Annotated in this window: 16 protein-coding genes and 1 tRNA gene; 6 read left to right on the top strand and 11 right to left on the bottom strand. The window is 70.5% G+C overall.

What is annotated here, in order from left to right:
* The 4 genes from KVS71_RS02025 to KVS71_RS02010 are packed head-to-tail and all read right to left on the bottom strand — an operon-like array spanning nt 1 to nt 3,938.
* The gene (locus KVS71_RS02025; RefSeq protein ID WP_060922720.1) at nt 1-1,386 is read right to left on the bottom strand and encodes an FtsW/RodA/SpoVE family cell cycle protein; all 1,386 of its coding nucleotides are present in this window, start codon (nt 1,384-1,386) and stop codon (nt 1-3) included.
* Nucleotides 1,383-2,687: a PP2C family serine/threonine-protein phosphatase gene (locus tag KVS71_RS02020; RefSeq protein ID WP_060922719.1), complete on the bottom strand. Its 1,305-nt coding sequence runs from the start codon at nt 2,685-2,687 to the stop codon at nt 1,383-1,385. The genes KVS71_RS02025 and KVS71_RS02020 overlap by 4 nt, the downstream gene beginning before the upstream one ends.
* Nucleotides 2,688-2,694: 7 nt before the next feature.
* Complete coding sequence (locus KVS71_RS02015; RefSeq protein ID WP_025102896.1) at nt 2,695-3,216, bottom strand: FHA domain-containing protein; 522 nt, start codon at nt 3,214-3,216, stop codon at nt 2,695-2,697.
* Nucleotides 3,213-3,938, bottom strand: a complete 726-nt coding sequence (locus KVS71_RS02010) for a DUF3662 and FHA domain-containing protein (protein WP_060923298.1) — start codon at nt 3,936-3,938, stop codon at nt 3,213-3,215. The genes KVS71_RS02015 and KVS71_RS02010 overlap by 4 nt, the downstream gene beginning before the upstream one ends.
* Before the next feature lie 144 nt (nt 3,939-4,082).
* Here KVS71_RS02010 and KVS71_RS02005 point away from each other — a divergent pair.
* From KVS71_RS02005 to KVS71_RS01990, 4 genes are all read left to right on the top strand, one after another.
* A tRNA-Leu gene (locus KVS71_RS02005) sits at nt 4,083-4,165 on the top strand.
* 83 nt (nt 4,166-4,248) lie between these two features.
* Nucleotides 4,249-4,710 carry a hypothetical protein gene (locus KVS71_RS02000; protein WP_217583370.1) on the top strand — a complete coding sequence of 154 codons (462 nt, stop codon included), beginning with the start codon at nt 4,249-4,251 and terminating at the stop codon, nt 4,708-4,710.
* 121 nt (nt 4,711-4,831) lie between these two features.
* A complete protein-coding gene (locus KVS71_RS01995; RefSeq protein ID WP_217583368.1) occupies nt 4,832-11,557 on the top strand; it encodes a GEVED domain-containing protein in 6,726 nt (2,241 codons plus the stop codon).
* Between the two features lie 64 nt (nt 11,558-11,621).
* Nucleotides 11,622-12,089: a hypothetical protein gene (locus tag KVS71_RS01990; RefSeq protein ID WP_060923308.1), complete on the top strand. Its 468-nt coding sequence runs from the start codon at nt 11,622-11,624 to the stop codon at nt 12,087-12,089.
* 13 nt (nt 12,090-12,102) lie between these two features.
* Here KVS71_RS01990 and KVS71_RS01985 read toward each other — a convergent pair whose 3' ends face one another.
* The 5 genes from KVS71_RS01985 to KVS71_RS01965 form a co-directional block, all read right to left on the bottom strand.
* On the bottom strand, nt 12,103-13,245 hold the full coding sequence (locus KVS71_RS01985) for a calcium:proton antiporter (protein ID WP_217583366.1): 1,143 nt from the start codon (nt 13,243-13,245) through the stop codon (nt 12,103-12,105).
* A 122-nt stretch (nt 13,246-13,367) separates the two neighbouring features.
* Nucleotides 13,368-14,171 carry an SDR family oxidoreductase gene (locus KVS71_RS01980; protein WP_217583364.1) on the bottom strand — a complete coding sequence of 268 codons (804 nt, stop codon included), beginning with the start codon at nt 14,169-14,171 and terminating at the stop codon, nt 13,368-13,370.
* The gene (locus tag KVS71_RS01975) at nt 14,168-14,641 is read right to left on the bottom strand and encodes a MarR family winged helix-turn-helix transcriptional regulator (RefSeq protein ID WP_144881629.1); all 474 of its coding nucleotides are present in this window, start codon (nt 14,639-14,641) and stop codon (nt 14,168-14,170) included. Before KVS71_RS01975 ends, KVS71_RS01980 begins: the two co-directional genes overlap by 4 nt.
* Nucleotides 14,642-14,668: 27 nt before the next feature.
* Nucleotides 14,669-14,983: a hypothetical protein gene (locus KVS71_RS01970; protein ID WP_217583356.1), complete on the bottom strand. Its 315-nt coding sequence runs from the start codon at nt 14,981-14,983 to the stop codon at nt 14,669-14,671.
* Nucleotides 14,980-15,246 carry a hypothetical protein gene (locus KVS71_RS01965; protein WP_217583354.1) on the bottom strand — a complete coding sequence of 89 codons (267 nt, stop codon included), beginning with the start codon at nt 15,244-15,246 and terminating at the stop codon, nt 14,980-14,982. Before KVS71_RS01965 ends, KVS71_RS01970 begins: the two co-directional genes overlap by 4 nt.
* 358 nt (nt 15,247-15,604) lie before the next feature.
* Here KVS71_RS01965 and KVS71_RS20210 point away from each other — a divergent pair, with 358 nt between their 5' ends.
* Complete coding sequence (locus KVS71_RS20210) at nt 15,605-15,739, top strand: hypothetical protein (RefSeq protein WP_255218720.1); 135 nt, start codon at nt 15,605-15,607, stop codon at nt 15,737-15,739.
* Nucleotides 15,740-15,876: 137 nt separating this feature from the next.
* Nucleotides 15,877-16,191, top strand: a complete 315-nt coding sequence (locus KVS71_RS01960) for a hypothetical protein (RefSeq protein ID WP_144881627.1) — start codon at nt 15,877-15,879, stop codon at nt 16,189-16,191.
* An 8-nt stretch (nt 16,192-16,199) separates the two neighbouring features.
* Here KVS71_RS01960 and KVS71_RS01955 read toward each other — a convergent pair whose 3' ends face one another.
* Nucleotides 16,200-17,177 (bottom strand): SRPBCC family protein, encoded by a 978-nt coding sequence (locus KVS71_RS01955; RefSeq protein WP_217583346.1) that lies wholly within the window; start codon nt 17,175-17,177, stop codon nt 16,200-16,202.
* Entirely contained in the window at nt 17,174-17,419 is a 246-nt protein-coding gene (locus KVS71_RS01950) for a hypothetical protein (protein ID WP_105948967.1), read from the bottom strand. The genes KVS71_RS01955 and KVS71_RS01950 overlap by 4 nt, the downstream gene beginning before the upstream one ends.
* Between the last annotated feature and the right edge of the window lie 68 nt (nt 17,420-17,487).

Genomic DNA, 17,487 nt, shown 5'->3' with positions numbered 1-17,487 from the left:
TCAGCCGATCACCACCCGGGGCTGACGGCGGACGCCGTCGGAGATGCGGAGGAGGAGCGCCACGATGAGCCAGTTCGCGACGAGCGACGAGCCGCCGGCGGCCAGGAACGGGGTGGTCAGGCCGGTCAGCGGGATGACCCGCGTGACACCGCCGACCATGATGAACACCTGCAGCGCGATGGTGAACGACAGGCCCGTGGCGAGCAGCTTGCCGAAGTCGTCCTGACCGGCGAGCCCGATGCGCACGCCGCGGCTCACGAACACCATGTAGAGGCAGAGGATCGCGAAGAGCCCGATGAGGCCGAGCTCCTCGCCCAGGCTCGTGATGATGTAGTCGCTGTGCGCGAGCGGCGTGATCTCCGGGCGACCCTGCCCCCATCCGGTGCCGATGAGGCCGCCGCGGGCGAGACCGAACAGCCCCTGCATGGGCTGGTAGCCGGCGACGTCGGGGTCGACCTTGGAGGAGTCGAACAGGAACAGCCAGTTGATGAAACGACCCTGCACGTAGCTGAGGATCTGGGACGCGACGGCGACGCCCGCGACCACGAGGCCGAGACCGATGAGCACCCAGCTCGTCTTGCCGGTGGCGACGTAGAGCATGGCCACGAACATGCCGAAGATGAGCGTTCCGGTGCCGAGGTCGCGCTGGACGACGATGATGCCGAGGGAGACGAGCCAGACGACGAGCACGGGTCCGAGCTCGCGCATGCGCGGCCAGGTGATCCCGAGCACGCGCTTGCCCACCGACGTCAGGCTCTCCCGCGTCCGCACGAGGTAGCCGGCGAAGAAGATCGCCAGGCAGATCTTGGCGAGCTCTCCGGGCTGGAAGGCGAACATGCCGCCGAGCGAGACCCACACCTGCGCGTTCGCATCGGGGATCCGCAGGCCGGGGACGAACGGCAGGAGCAGCAGGAGGATTCCGGCGAGGCCGAAGATGTAGGTGTACCGGAACAGGATCCGGTAGTTGCGCAGCAGGATGACCACCGTGATCGCTCCGGCGAGGGAGATGGCGGTCCAGGCGAGCTGTTTGGTGGAGTAGGCGTTCCACCCGGTGTTCGCGAAGGCGATGTCGATCCGGTAGATCATCGCGACGCCGAGTCCGGTGAGCAGCGTCGCGATCGGGACGACGAAGGGATCGGCGTCGGCTGCCACGAAGCGCAGCACGATGTGCAGGGCGAAGGCCAGGGCCGCCAGCCCGCCGCCGATCGCCAGGATCATCGGGTCGATGGTGCCGAGAGCGCCGAGCTGGACGAGGGTGAGGGCGGCGCCGCTGATCGCACAGGCGAAGAGGAGCAGCCAGAACTCGCGGTTGCGCTGCGTCTGCGGCATGCGCAGGCGGCGCAGAGCCTTGATGACCGTGGTGTCGGCCTGGACGTCGGTGCTCACCCCGCACCTCCCGAGGGCGTCGCGCTCGGGGAGGGGAGCGGCGTGGGCAACGGGGTCTGCTCGATGATGTTCGCCTCGGCGCCCGTGCGGAGACGGTCCACGATGGCCATGGCGTCCGAGAGCGAGCGCGCGCTGATGGTGCGCTCGACCGAGGCCCGCTGGTACGGGGGTAGGTCGGCGAGGAGGATCTCGGTGTCCTCGACCGGTGTCGACAGCGTGATCGGACCGATGTTCTGCTGCACACCCTGGAAGATCACGACGCTGTCCTCATCCGCGCCGATGAAGTAGCGCGTCTGCGTCCAGCTGTAGGCGGCGAACGCGGCGAAGCCCAGCATGGCCAGCACCACGAGCGTTCCGGCGATCCAGCCCAGCCGGCGGCGCTTGGCGCGACGGCGGTCCTCCTCGATCAGCTCCTCGAGGTACTCGGGTGCCGGCTCGAAGTGGCTCGGTTCGTTCGCAGCCTGGCGGACCGGGTGCAGCCAGTTGCTCCGCGGGGCCCGCACCGGCGGCACGTAGACACCCGACGGGTTCGATGCCGCGCCGACGATCGTGGCGGTGCCGGAATGGACGGGGTGCTGTCCGCCCACATCGACGATCACGATCGTGACGTTGTCGGGGGCCCCGCCGTCGAGGGCCTGCTTGAGGAGGTTGTCGGCCGTGCGCCCCGGCGCGAGCCCGAGCTGCATGGCCTTGAGGATGCGGGCCTCGTCCACCACTCCCGAGAGACCGTCGGAGCACAGCAGCCAGCGGTCGCCGGGCTGCGCGTGCATGACGAACATGTCGAGCTCGGGGTCGGCGTCCATGTCGCTGAGCACCCGCATGAGGACGGAGCGCCGCGGGTGGTACCTGGCCTCTTCCGGGGTGATGCGGCCGGAGTCGACGAGGCGCTGCACGAAGGTGTGGTCGGCGGTGATCTGCGTCAGCGCATCGTCGCGGTAGAGATAGATGCGGGAGTCGCCGATGTGGCCGATGACGGCGTACTCGTCGACCATGATGATGGCGCTGAGCGTGGTGCCGAGTCCGGCGAGCTCCGGGCGGTCCTTTGCCGCGCGGATGAGGTCTCCCGCGGCGGTCGTGGCCGCGGCCTGCAGGGCGGCCTGCGCGTCCTCCGTGGAGGAGTACGGCTGGTCCAGCGGCTCCATGCGCTGGATGGCGATGCTGGAGGCGACGTCGCCGCCCGCGTGTCCGCCCATGCCGTCGGCGACGACGAACAGGTTCGCCCCGGAGTACCCGGAGTCCTGGTTGTTGGAGCGGACCTTCCCGGTGTGGGAGATCGCGGCGCTCGAGCCTTCGAAGACCATGCCGGCGTCAGGCCCTCAACTCGAACGTCGTCGCGCCGACCTTGACCGGGGTGCCGAGGCTCAGGGAGACCGGACCGCCCGTCACCCGCTGGCCGGCGACGAACGTGCCGTTCGTCGAGTCGAGGTCCTGGATCGCCCAGGTGTCACCGCGGAGCAGGAGTCGGGCGTGGTGACTGGAGGTGTAGTCGTCCCGGATCACGAGGGCGGATTCGCTGGAGCGGCCGATCGTCATCGCGTCGGAGCCGAGGGGGAGCTCGAGACCCGCCTTCGGTCCGGAGGTGATCACGAGGCGCTTCGCCGTCGCCACGGTCGCGGGACCGGTCGACGGTCGCGCCGACGAGGGACGGGGCGGGGCGGCCGGGGCCGCGGCAGGAGCGGCGGCGGGTGCTCCCGCGGTCGCCTCGGCGGGGAGCTTGCGGGCGCGCACTCCGAACAGGTCGGCGCGCAGGGAGTAGACGACCCCGAACACGAAGAACCACATCAGCACGAGGAAGCCGATGCGGAGCAGGAGCAGGACCAGTTCGCTCATCCGAGGGCTCCGAACACGCGGGTCGCGTCGTCGTCCGGTCGGGACGACCGCGACGGGGTGGCGACGGGGACGATGCGGAACACGAGATCGGTGCGACCGATCGTGATCGTGGTGTCGGAGGGGAGGGCGGCTTCGCGGAGCTTCTGCCCGTCCACCTTCGTGCCGTTCGTGGACCCCATGTCGCGGAGCATGGCGCGCTCGCCGTCCCAGAGGATCTCGGCGTGACGACGGCTCGAGCCCGCGTCGGCGATGGTGATGTCGGCATCGGAGCCGCGGCCGATCACCGTGCGGGCACGGGTGAGGGTGTGCCGGCGCCCGTCGACGTCGACCACGGCCTGCCAGCTCACGCGTCCCTCGACGGTGCCCGAGGTGACGCGGACGGTGCCGGTGGCGACCTTGTCGTCCGCTTCGAGCGTGATGGACAGAGGGCCGGCGAAGCTGTACCCCTGCGACTTCGCGTGCTTCGTGAGGAGGGCGTGCAGCTCGTCCGTCAGCGCGCCGCCGAGCCCGCGCATGCGCTCCGCGTCGTCGGGGCTGAGGCGCACGACGTAGTTGTTGGGCGTGATGATGCGGTCGCGGCTCACCACGGCCGCAGTGGTATCCGCCTCGCGTCGCAGCGCCGAAGCGATCTCCACGGGCTGGATGCCGCTGCGGAAGGTCTTCGCGAACGCGCTGTTCACTGCGCGCTCGAGACCCTTCTCAAAGCTGTCAAGTAGTCCCACTGGGCTCCTCTGGCATGCCGACCGGTAGGGACATCGTAGCCAGGTGACCTGGGGGAACGCCGCCGACGCCCCTGCCGGGGTGTGCAACGCGGTCGAAAACGCGTGATATCCTCGGAAAGTTGAGTTCTTCGGAACGAGACGCTCGCGCGAGTGGCGGAATGGTAGACGCGCTGGCTTCAGGTGCCAGTGTCCTTATGGACGTGGGGGTTCAAGTCCCCCCTCGCGCACAGCGAGACATTCATGAAAGAGTCGGTCAGAGTCTGACCGGCTCTTTCTGTTTCCCCGCGAACACCCACGAACGGTCTCCCGCATGAGCCCCTGGATGCACACCGTCGGACTGATCGTCGTCCGCATCGTCTTCCCCGGGGCCCTGGCGCTGACGGCGTTGCTGCTCCTCTGGTACGGCTTCGGCATGCTGGACGAGACGCCCGGGTTCGCGTGGGTGATGATCGCGACGGGGGGAGCAGGTTTCCTTCTCTCCCTCCTCCTTCTCTGGCGACTCAACAATGCGCGCGGTCGCGAGGATTTCCGGTGGTACGTCGTGCCGGAGGACGAGGCGGAGGGTGCCGTCCCGCCGGAGCCGATCTCGGCCGAGGAGAGGGAGCGCCTCACCCGTGAGCTGGACGAGGTGAACCGCCGGTGGCGGGAGGCGCTGGAGGCCGGTTTCCTCTCCGGCGGCTCGCTCGCCGCCCACGAGATCCGTGCGGAACTCGAGGAACGCGCGACGGCTCTGCGCCGTCGACTCGAGTCGCCTTCCTCTCCCGGTCAGTGACCAAAGTCCTCATCCTTTAGCGACGAAAGGTGGCCTGGAGTTCCGTCAAGCGCCGCCCTACTCTCAGCCGTATCCCAGTTCGGAGGGGTGGGTGGACTGGGCACGGAACAGGGGAGTGTTCATGCAGTTCTCTCTGCACACGAATTCCGAGCGCGAAGAGAAGAAGGACCGGAGAACGCGACGGCGGCTGCTGTCGCCGCGACGCCCGTGGGCGGTGGCGACCATGCTCGCCCTCGTGCTGGGATCCCTCGTCGCGCCCGTGCTCCCGGCGACGGCGGCCCCGGGCGACCCGGCGCAGCTGTACCTCGGCGTCTCCTACGAGGGTCCGATCGTCGGTACGGACAAGGACCTGACGGCACCGACGGAGTGCCCGGCGAACTCGGTACTCACCGGCGTCCGGACGGAGAACAGGACCGCGGAGGCACCGTCCGGAGCGAACGCCATCCTCACTCGATTCGCGCTGCAGTGTTCGACCATCACGGTGAGCAACACGGGCGTCGTGACGGGAACGGTGAACCCCACCTGGATCGATGGGCCGGTCTACGATCAGAGCCGCGGGAATGTGTCCACCGCGACGTGTCCGGCGAACACCTTCGCGCATCGCATCACCGGCACGACCTTCGTCGGCCAGGGCGTTCGATGGCCATCCTCCGTGCAGATCACGTGCCGCCCGATGACCTTCACGGCCGCGGGGGAGCTGCGGATCAACCTCGCGGCGACCCCCACCGTCCTCACCGCGGGTGAGAACTTCAACACCAACGGCGGTCTCGATACGCCGACTCCTCGCTGTGGTCCGGGGGACACGACCGGGACGAGCGACATCGTCGTGCGCGGTTACCGCGCGCAGAGCGGTGGCGAGGGCATCGACGGCTTCAACCCCTCCTGTACGACGATTCCCGACGACTTCGGCGATGCGCCGGCCAGTTACGGCTCGGTCTCCCATGAGCTGAATGCGGCGACGTATCTGGGATGGTCGGCCGATGCCGAGACGGCGATGCAGTACAGCGCGAACGCGACGGGCGACAACGTGGTCGGCGGCACGGCCCCGAACCAGACCATCAACGACGAGACGGGGGTGGCGTCGTTCGGGCCGATCATGGCCAGCGTGACGAACACCTATTCGGTGTCGGTGTTGGCGTCGAACAAGGTGCCGGGTGTGCCGGCGACCCTGGTCGGCTGGATCGATTTCAACCGCAACGGCGTGTTCGATGCGAACGAGGGTGCCACCGCGACGGTCCCGGCGGGCACGGCGGACGGCTCGTCGGTGACGCTGAACTGGTCCGGCATCGCCTCGCAGACGGTGGGCGGGCAGACGTTCGCCCGATTCCGCATCCAGAGCGGGACAGGGTTGACCGCGGCGACCCCGACGGGGACGGGCGGTCCGGGTGAGGTGGAGGACTACGCCGTCACGATCACGGCTCCGGCGCCCTCTCTGGCGTTGACGAAGACGGTCACGCCGACCACCGCCAGCGCGGCGGGGGACACGGTGACCTATTCGTTCGCGGTCTCGAACACCGGCAACGTCGCCGTCTCGGGGCTCGGCATCCGCGAGTCCGCGTTCAGCGGCACGGGGACGCTCGGGGCGGTGAACTGTGCGGCGACGACGCTCGCCGTGGGGCAGAACACGACCTGTACGGCGGCGTACACGTTGACGCAGGCGGACATCGACGCGGGCACGGTGACGAACACCGCGCTCGCGACCGGAACCTCCGAGGCCAACACCGGCGTGGAGAGCAACCCGAGCACCGCGACGGTCACCACGACCCGCACCCCGGCGCTCACGGTCGTGAAGTCGGCGACCCCGTCCGGACCGGACGACTTCACGGTCGGACAGGTGATCGACTACTCGTTCATCGTCACCAACACGGGCAACGTGACCGTCTCGAACATCGCGGTGAACGAGACGGCGTTCACGGGTTCCGGCTCCCTGTCGACGATCGAGTGCCCGGTCGCCCCCCTGGCCCCGGGTGCGCAGACGACTTGTCGTGCGAGCTACACCCTGACGCAGACGGACGTGGACGGGGGATCGGTCAGCAACACGGCGACCGCCACCGGTGTGCCGCCCGGGTCGCTGACGCCTCCGGTGTCTCCGCCCTCGACCGTGCGCGTGCCGGTGGACCCGGCTCCGGCGATCTCGCTGGAGAAGAGCTCCGAGACGACCGCGATCACCGGCGCCGGGCAGACGATCGACTACTCCTTCCTCGTCACCAACACCGGGAACGTCACCCTGACGAACGTCGGCATCGACGAGGAGTCCTTCTCCGGCACCGGAGTCCTCGACGTGACCTGCCCCGCCGGCGCCGCCTCCCTCGTGCCGGGGGCCGAGGTCACCTGCACCGCGAGCTACACCGTGACGGCCGCGGACTACAACACCTCGGCGCTCACGAACACGGCCACCGCGACGGGCACGCCGCCGACCGGTACGGCACCGGTGTCCTCGCCGTCCACGGTCGAGATCCCCGTCGCCTCCGCCCCGGCGCTCACGGTGGCGAAGACGGCGGACCGCACGGAGATCACCGCGGCCGGACAGACGATCACCTACTCGTTCCTCATCACGAACACGGGGAACGTGACGATCGCCGACGTCGGCGTGACGGAGACGTCGTTCACCGGGACGGGTACCGCCCCCGTCGTCACCTGCCCCGCGGCCGCCGCCTCCCTGGCCCCGGGCGCGCAGGTGACGTGCACCGCACCCTACGTGGTGACCCAGGCCGACATCGACGCGGGCGGGGTGACCAACACCGCGACCGTGACCGGGGAGCCGCCCACGGGCGAACCACCGGTGTCACCGCCCTCGACCGTGGTGGTCCCCGCGGACGAGACGCCCGCGATCACTCTCGTCAAGACGGCCGATCCGACGTCGATCACCGCCGCCGGGGCGACCGTCGATTACGCCTTCCTCGTGACGAACACGGGCAACGTGACCCTCACCGACATCACCGTGACCGAGACCGCGTTCTCCGGCACGGGCACGGCGCCGGAGATCACCTGCCCGGCCGCCGCGGCGACACTCGCTCCGGGCGCCCAGGTGACCTGCACCGCGTCCTATGAGGCGACGCAGGCGGATGTCGACGCGGGTCAGGTGACCAACACCGCCACCGCGACGGGCACGCCGCCGCGCGACCTCGAGCCGCCGGTGTCCGCACCCTCCACGGCGATCGTCACGGTGCCCGGCGCGCCCGCCCTCACGGTCGCGAAGACGGCCGACCGGACGGAGATCACCGCCGCGGGGGACGTCATCACCTACTCGTTCCTCGTGACGAACACGGGCAACGTGACCATCGCGGACGTGATCGTGGACGAGGTGTCGTTCTCGGGTACCGGTGCGACTCCCGTCGTCACCTGCCCCGCAGCGGCCGCGTCCCTCGAACCCGGAGCTCAGGTGACGTGCACCGCGACCTACGAGGTGACCCAGGCCGACATCGATGCAGGCGGCGTGACGAACACCGCCACCGTGACGGGCGACCCGCCCGGAACCCTCGAGCCGCCGGTGTCGCCGCCGTCGGAGGTCGAGGTGCCGTCGATCGAGACGCCCGGCATCACCGTCGTGAAGTCGGCCGACCCCTCCACCGCTGCCGGCTACACGGTGGGGACGGAGATCACCTACACGTTCGTCGTGACGAACACGGGCAACGTGACCCTCACCGACGTGACGGTGGACGAGACGGCGTTCACGGGCTCGGGAGAGGTGTCGGCGATCTCGTGTCCGGCGGGGGCCGCATCGCTCGCACCGGGGGCGCAGGTCGAGTGCACCGCCACGTACACGCTGACGCAGGCCGACATCGACGCCGGGCAGTTGTCGAACACGGCGACGGCGACGGGCACACCGCCGTCGGGGACGCCACCGGTGTCGCCGCCGACGACGGTGGAGATCCCCGGTGACCCGGCCCCGGCGCTGACCGTGGCGAAGACCGCTGACCGGACGGAGATCACGGCAGCGGGACAGACGATCACCTACTCGTTCCTGGTGACGAACACCGGGAATGTCACGGTGCGCGACGTCACGGTGGAGGAGGGCACCTTCACCGGTACGGGTCCTGCTCCGGTCGTGACCTGTCCTGCGGGTGCCGCCACGATGATTCCCGGTGCGCAGGTGACCTGTACGGCGGAGTACGTCGTCACGCAGGCGGACATCGACGCCGGTGGAGTCACCAACACCGCGACCGTGACGGGCACGCCGCCGTCCGGGGAGCCGCCGGTGTCGCCGCCTTCCGAGGTCGAGGTGCCGTCGGAGCCGTCGCCGGGCCTGTCGGTGTCGAAGACGGCGGACCGGACCGAGATCACGGCCGCCGGCCAGACGATCACCTATTCCTTCCTCGTCGCGAACACCGGCAACGTCACTCTGACGGACGTCGAGGTGACGGAGGCCTCGTTCACCGGCAGCGGGACCCCGCCGGTCATCGAGTGCCCGGCCGCGGTGGCGTCGCTCGCTCCCGGGGACGAGGTGACCTGCACGGCGGAGTACGTCGTCACGCAAGCCGACGTGGATGCGGGTGGTGTGACGAACACCGCGACCACGACCGGTACTCCCCCGTCGGGGGAGCCGCCGGTGTCGCCGCCTTCCGAGGTCGAGGTGCCGTCGGAGCCGTCGCCGAGCCTGTCGGTCGTGAAGTCGTCCGACCGGTCGACGATCACCGCAGCGGGTCAGACGATCACGTACTCGTTCCTCATCACCAACACGGGTAACGTGACGATCGCCGACGTGACGGTCGAGGAGACGGGCTTCACCGGCACCGGCACGGCTCCGGTCGTGACGTGTCCGGCGGGGGCCGCGTCGCTCGCGCCGGGTGCTCAGGTCACCTGCACCGCGCCGTACGTGGTCACGCAGGCCGACCTCGACGGCGGCGGGGTGACGAACACCGCGACCGTGACCGGCACGCCGCCCTCGGGCGAACCCCCCGTGTCACCGCCCTCGACCGTGCTGGTCCCCGGCGACCCGGCACCCGCGCTGACCGTGGCGAAGACGGCCGACCGCACCGAGATCACTGCGGCGGGCCAGACGATCACGTACTCCTTCCTCCTCACCAACACGGGCAACGTCACGCTGACGGACGTGGGTGTGGACGAGGTCTCCTTCACCGGCACCGGCACGGCTCCGGTGGTGACCTGTCCTGCGGGAGCGGAGTCGCTCGCTCCGGGAGCGGAGGTGACGTGTACCGCGCCGTACGTCGTGACCCAGGCCGACGTCGATGCGGGTGGCGTCACGAACACCGCCACCGGCACGGGGACACCGCCGTCGGGGCAGCCGCCCGTCTCGCCGCCGTCGACGGTCGAGGTGCCCTCGGAGGGGTTGCCGGCCCTCACGGTCGCGAAGACCGCGGACCTCACGCGCATCAGCGCCGCAGGGCAGACCATCACGTACTCGTTCCTCATCACCAACACGGGCAACGTCACGATGACGGATGTCGGCGTGGACGAGGTGTCGTTCTCCGGGACGGGAACCGCGCCGGTCATCACGTGTCCGGCCGCGGCCGCCTCGCTGGCCCCCGGTGCGACCGTGACCTGCACGGCGCCGTACGTGGTCACCCAGGCGGATGTCGATGCAGGGCAGCTCACGAACACGGCCGTCGCGACGGGAGAGCCGCCGACGGGTCCGCCGACCAGCGAGCCGCCGCTCACGCCTCCGTCGACGGTGGAACTGCCCGGTGACCGGAACCCGGCGATCGCCGTGGTGAAGTCGGCCAGCCCTGACACGGCAGCGGCCTACGTCGTGGGCCAGGACATCACCTACTCCTTCGTGGTGACCAACACCGGCAATGTCACGCTGACGGACGTCACGATCACCGAGGGCGACTTCTCCGGGACGGGTCCGCTGTCGGCGATCGACTGCCCGCCCGGGACCGCGTCGATGGCCCCCGGTGCCCAGCTCATCTGCACGGCGACGTATGTGCTGACGCAGGAGGACATCGACGCCGGCCAGGTGACGAACTCCGCGACCGCCACCGGTGTGCCGCCCGGGGACCTGCAGCCCCCGGTGTCGCCGCCGTCCGAGGCGCGCGTCCCCGCACTGTCGACTCCGGGCCTCAGCATCGTGAAGTCGGCGACCCCGGCCGTGATGACGACCGTGGGGGAGACTCTGGAGTACTCCTTCGTCGTGACCAACACGGGAAATGTCACCCTGGCGGACGTGGCGGTGGACGACACGGACTTCTCCGGTGAGGGCGAGCTGTCGGCGATCACCTGCCCGGACGACGCCGCCCGCATCATTCCGGGCCAAACGGTGACCTGCGCGGCGACCTACACGACCACGCAAGCGGACGTGGACTCCGGACGGCTGACCAACACCGCGACGGCCACCGGCACGCCGCCCTCGGGTGAACCGCCGGTGTCACCGCCCTCGACCGTGGAGGTGCCGTTCGACGGGACCAACTCCCTCGCGATCGAGAAGCGGGCGACGACCGTCGACGTGAACGCCAACCGGCTCATCGACCTCGGCGACCGGGTGGAGTGGACGATCATCGTCACCAACACCGGGGCGCAGACGGTCTCCGACATCGTCGTGTCGGACCCCACGGCCGGTGCGGTCACCTGCCCGGCGACGAGCCTCGCCTCCGGGGAGCAGATGACGTGCACGGTGCCTCCGCACACGATCGACCCCGCGGACGTGCGTCGCGGTGAGGTGCGCAACGTCGCGACCGTGACCGGCAACACGCCGGCAGGGCCGATCGATCCGCCGACCTCGCAGACGGTCACCCGCGTGGTGCCGACGCCGCCGACCGGACTCGCGGTCACGGGTGGCACGCTCGCCGCCGGCGGCCTGCTGCTGGGCGGGGTGATGGTCCTCGCCGGACTGGGCCTGGGCCTCACGCGGATGCGACGGCGAGAGGAAGAGCAGGAACAGCGCTGACCGAGAGGCGGCCCGTGGCGGGTGATCGCCCGCCACGGGCCGCTCCTGGTCGAAGGAGGAGCCCATGATGTCCACACGCCGCCGCAGCATCGCCCGCCTCGCGGCCCCGATCCTGATTCTCGGATTCCTTCTCAGCGGCTGCACGCCCGCCGCGGAGGATCCGGCCCCGACGCGCACGGCCGCGGAAGGGGCGCCGCAGATCCCCGGTGAAGACGAGGGGGTCGTCGGAGCGACGAGCGTGCCGGAGGATGTGCCGGACGCTCCGGAGGTGCGCGCCGGCACCCAGATCACGACCTGCACCACGGAGGATGACGGCGGTACGGCGGAGGGCGTGGTCGGCAATCCGACCGACGAGGATGCCGCCTACGTCGTGACCGTGTTCTTCACCACCGATGCGGCCACGGTCGTCGGGTCCGGTCAGGTGACGGTGGAGGTCCCCGCCGGCGAGGAGGCCGACTGGTCCCTCACCGCGGACTTCGTGCCGCCGAGCGACCTCCGCTGCGCGCTGCGCGGAGCGGGCGCGGCATCCTGACCCGCTGAGGGGCTCAGCTGAAGAGGATGAGGACGTAGACGGCGAAGGTCACCAGGTGCGCGGCGCCGTGCATCGCGGTGACCCGCTTCGCCGCGAACGTCGTCACCGACAGCAGCAGCGTCACGGCGAGCATGAGGAGGTTCGCCGGCGACTCGGCGAGCACCACCTCCTGCCCGGTGAGCATGCCGATCAGGAGGACAGCGGGGATGGTGAGGCCGACCGTCGACACGAGCGCGCCATGGCAGAGGTTGTTCACGCGCTGCGCCTCGCCGTTCAGGGCCGCGCGGATCGAGGTGATCGACTCGGGGAGGAACACGATGCCCGCGATCAGCAGTCCCGCCAGGGCGACCGGAGCGCCGAGCCGGCCGAGACCGTCGTCGAGCAGGGCCGCCATGTCGTGCGAGAGCAGCACGATCGGGACCACCGTGACGACGAGGAGCACGAGGCGGGTCAGCACCTCGACGCGGTGGGCCGCGAGCACCTCGCGGATGGGGGTCCGCGGCGCCGCCGCGCCCTCGGAAGCGCGGGCCCCCGACCCCAGTCGCTCGTCCACCTCGGTGAAGTCGTCGGCCTGCGCACCCATCTGCCGGAACAGGAAGAACGCGTAGAGAGCGAGGGTGAGCAGGATGATCGGGATCTCCTGCCCGATCGTGTACGCACCGTTGTCACCGATGAGACCGGGGAGGCCGAACGCCAGAGCGACGAGGACCACGAGCATCGACAGGTACGCGGATGTGCCGGTGCGGTTGTGCGCCATCCCCCGATGGCGGAGGCCACCGAGGAGGAGGGCCAGGCCGATGACGAGGTTGAGGATGATCATCGACACGGCCATGACCGAGTCCCGCGCGATCGTGGCGTGCTCGCCCGGCCCGAGCATGACGGCCGAGATGAGGATCACCTCGATGAGCACGATCGACAGCGTCAGCACCAGGGAGCCGTAGGGATCGCCCAGCCGGTGGGCGAGGGCCTCCGCCTGCTTCACGACGCCGAACGCGCACACGAGGATGACGGCGACGATCACGAGGAGGGCGACGACGAGGAGGGGTCCGGGCACGGGCGGCGCGAGCAGCGGGTGCAGGGCCAGCAGGGCGGCGAACGCGGCCCACCCCAGCGCCACGCGCAGCACGTCGGTGCGGGTGATGAACGACCGGATCATGACGGACTCCTTCATGAGTCAGTCGTCGTGTGCGGGTACTGCTCCCTCGTCCGCTGCTCCGGGTGCCGGAGACACCTCCAGGATACCCGCGCTCCCGGAACAGCGGCTGAGCAGAGCCGGACTCAGCCTTGCGGTGCGTCGTTCCAGGACCAGATGTCGTCGCCTCGCAGCACGGCGTCGGCCCCGCCGTCGCAGTAGATCGTCTGTCCCGCCATGTGGGTGTTGGCCGGGCTGGTCAGCCAGACGAGCAGCTCGGCGATGGAGGACGCCGGCTGGTGGTAGTTCAGCGGCATCGGCACGGCGGCGTCCACCATGGCCAGGCCCTCGGGCGAGTCGAGCAGGCCGGCCGTCATCGCCGTGGTGACGGTTCCGGGGGCGACGGCGTTCAGCGGGATGCCCGCTCCCGCCCACGCCGGGGTGACGCTCTCGCGACGGACCCAGCGCGAGAGGGCGCGCTTGCTGGACGAGTAGTTGAGGAACCCGGCCTCGGGCGTCGCGGCCAGGCGGTCGCCGATCTCGATCGCGCGCGCCTCGTCGCCGGTGAGGGCGGCGTCGACGAGCTCGGGCGACACCGGCTGCAGCGAGGCCATCGACGACACCACGGCGGCGCGGGGTGCGTCGGCCAGGCTCAGCGTGGGCTGGAGCGCGGTCAGGAACTCGGTCACGCCGAAGAAGTTGATGGACATCGTCTTCGAGATCGGAGCCGAGATGCCGGCGCAGGCGATGACGGCGTCGATCCCGTCGTCGGCCGCCTCGACCACGGCGCTCGCCGCGGCCAGACGCCCCTCGTGGGTGGAAAGATCTCCGTCGACCTCGACGCCGGCGAGGTCGACGCCGATGACGGTGTGGCCCTGGGAGCGGAGCAGCTCGGCGGTGGCGGCGCCGATCCCGGATGCGGATCCGGTGACGACATAGGTGCGGGTCATGGGGTTTCCTCCTTGATGGACACGACCGGCGGCGTGCCGGACAGTGCGGTGACGAAGCGGCCGAGCTGGCGGCGGAATCCGTCGATCTCGTCCGGTGACCAGCCTGCGAGCGCATCGTCGACCATGCGATGGCCGGCCTCGACCAGGCGCGCATAGGCCGTCTGGCCCGCGTCCGTGAGGCGCACCTCGACCGTGCGTCCCGAGCGCACGGGATCGACGACGCCCTGCGCCGCCATGCGGGCGACGAGCTTCGACGTGGTCGGCCGCGACAGTGTCGCGTGCGCGGCCAGGTCGCCGAAGCCCATCGCACCCCCGTTCATCCCGAGCAGGTAGAGCGCGCGGATGGCGGACGGATCGAGGGCGACGTCGACGGCTTCCGCGACCTGACGTTGCAGGTCGCTCTCACTCCATTCCGACACCACGCGGACGAGGGCCAGGTGGATGCCGGCGACGTCCTCGCCGGTGGTCATGTGTCCATGGTACGCCTCAAAGTTGCCTCAGGCAACAGTTGTGACGTATCCCGCGCTCGCCGTGTCCTCCGCGAGCGTGAAGAAGTGCCGACCGCCCGCGCGCCGCGCGCGCCGCCACCGTCGCTGCTGCCCGTCGGCGTAGTCGAGCACGATCCACGCGGGCGGGGGCGTGCCCTGCGGGCCGAGCACGAACGAGCACGCCCCGAGGCCGGGGGAGGCGAGCTCGGCGACGAAGCGATCGTCACCGGGGGCGAACGGTGCCGTGTCATGGAGCTCCGCCGGCTGCAGCCGCAGCACGGCGTCGGCCGGTTCCTGGGTCTTCGCGCGGAGCCGGCGCCTCATGCGGCACCGCCCTGGCGTGCCGCCCACTCCCGGGTGTCCCGAAGGCCGTGCGCATCGAGGTAGGCGCGGATCACGTCCGCGGTCAGGTGGATCTGCGCCTCCGTGCCCATCGCCGCCTGCATGACGCCGATCGCGGGCGCCGGCTTGCCGTCCACCCGCTCGAGCGCCTCCCAGACGATGTCTTCGCGGCCGCCGCGGCCGAGGGCGTGCGGCATCGAGGTGAACCCCGTCCTGCGCTGCTCGGTGGGTCGTGTCTCTGGCATGGGTGTTCCTCTCTCGGGGCGTATGGGCAGGCTCGCGCCGAGGGACGGGGGTCCCTCGTGAGACGCACGTCGGACGGCGGGGTGGTCTCCCCGGGGTCGGTGCGCGTGGTGCGGTGGCGCGCTCCGCCGGCGGCCCGGTGAGGGGCGTGCGGAGCGGTCGGCCTGGCCGGTTGCTGTCCTTCGACGGTACCACGTTATTTTGAGTCATTCAAAAGAAGTGGCTGGGTCATCCGCTCGTCGAGTGGGGTCCTGAGCGATTCCCGGGCGCGTTTTTCTCCCGTTCAGCGGGAAATTTGACTTCCCTGTGCTTCCGGGTATGGTCGGGGGTTACGCCAGCCAGTCACAAAGGGGAAGCGCCATGTCAGGAAAGTCCACACCGGGTCGCGCAGGAAAGAAGGCGCCGCAGCTCTCGCTCAAGGAGAAGCGGGCGGCGAAGCGCGCGAAGAACGCCCCGGACGAGTTCCTCAAGCCTCGCAAGGGCGCGAAGAGCTGAGGGCTCCGGCCCGGTGGGCGTGGCGGTCCTCCGCTGCGCCCACCGGGGATACCGGGGCGACGGCGAGCTGTCAACGGGCCTTGTCCTCAGCGCGGATCCGACGCACTCTGGAGTCTCCGCTACGAGAGGAGCGCGTCATGTCGAATCCGGAAGCCTTCATGTACCCGGACGAGCCGTTGCTGTCGGAGGAGGCTCTGCGGCTCGCGGAGGAGGACGCCGCCGCCGAGTCCGAGGAGGAACCGTCCCGCGAGGGCATCGCGGCACATCTCGCCGAACGGGGCGGCGACGACCCCGACGCCCTGCAGGACGTGCCCGCCGGCGGCGCCGGTGCGGACGCCGGGGCCGGAAACGCGGCCCGCGTCGACCCGTCGTCGAAGAACCCGCCGGAGCCCGCCTACGAGTCGACCCACAGCAGGGAGCCGGGCGTCGGTCCGCGGCACGAGGGCGACTGAGCCGACGCTCAGCGGAAGAGGCGGCTGATCCCGCTCTCGACCTGCGCGAGCTGGATGAAGACGAGGCCGCGCCAGAGCGGACGCAGCGGTGCCCGCAGTGCCCGTCGCACCGGACCGCGGGGCCTGGTCTCCCACGTCATCGTCGCGCGGAGCTGCGTCCCGCCCGCGGCCGGTTCGAGTGCGATCGTGAGGGCGCGCGGATTCGCATGGGGCGCGTCGGGGTACTCGAAGCGCCAGGTGAGCGCCCCGGACTCCTCCTCCCGCATCACACGGAGGCGATGGAACTCGGGCTTGCGGCGCAGGGGCCGTCCGTCCGGCGCCGTGGTCGGGGCGAATGCCTCCCAGGGGCCGTCGTTCCCGGCGGGGAGGACGCCGGCGACGCTCTGCTCCCACTCCGGGAGCCGTTCAGGATCGGCGAGCACCGCCCGGACCTCGGATTCCGCGGCCGGCACGAACATCGAGCGGGACCCGGTGATCCCCCCGGCCACCGGCTTTCGGCCCGGCTGAGGGGAGCGCGCGGTGCCCTCGACCTCGTCGAGCTGGGCCGTGAGGTCGTCTTCCGTCACGGCGAGCCGACCGAGGATGGCGGCGATCAGGCCGCTGGGTTCTGCGAGCAGGGCACGAAGCACGGCGGCGGAGTCCCCGCGGCGACCTCCCTGAGACGCGGCTCGGAGCACGGCGAGGGCACGCTCAGTCCAGTCGTAGCCGTCGGTCTCATGGAAGACGATGCGACCCGGACCCACCGCCGGGGCATCGATCCCCATGGCGAGGAGCTGGCCCGCGTGCTGCGCCTCGACGGCCGCCCGGGCGGTATCGAGGCGGATCCCGGCCCTCCGGAGCACCTGCCCGCCGGTGTCCGCATCGAGCGTGAGAGCGAGCAGCAGATGATCGATGTCCGCGTCGTGCACGCCGAGGCGCGACGCCTCCTCCATCGCCGCGAGCGACAGCGTGTGCATGGTGGCGGCCGCCTGCGTGAAGCGGCTCATGCGTTCCGCCGCGGGACCGGGATGGTCGGGTCGATGCGGCGGCTGTGCTTCTTGTGCGCGGCCTGTCGTGTGACGCCGAGGGCGTCTGCGATGGCCTGCCAGCTCATCCCGGCGCGAAGGGCGGCCTCCACCTGCCGCAGCTCGAGAGCGTCGGCGAGGGTCCGCAGCGAGGCCACGGCGCGCAGCCCGGCACGCGGATCGGTCGTGTCCGCGGCGGCGCGGGCGATGTCGAGGGACTCCATGCTGTCAACCTAGGTTGCTGACAGGCAGATTGTCAACCGCGGTTGCTCGAAGAGTCCCTCGACCGACC

Source organism: Microbacterium sp. GbtcB4, from assembly GCF_019091465.1.
Taxonomy (GTDB): Bacteria; Actinomycetota; Actinomycetes; order Actinomycetales; family Microbacteriaceae; genus Microbacterium; species Microbacterium paraoxydans.
The sequence above is the reverse complement of the archived record's forward strand: the minus strand, read 5'-3'. Positions and strand labels throughout refer to the sequence as shown.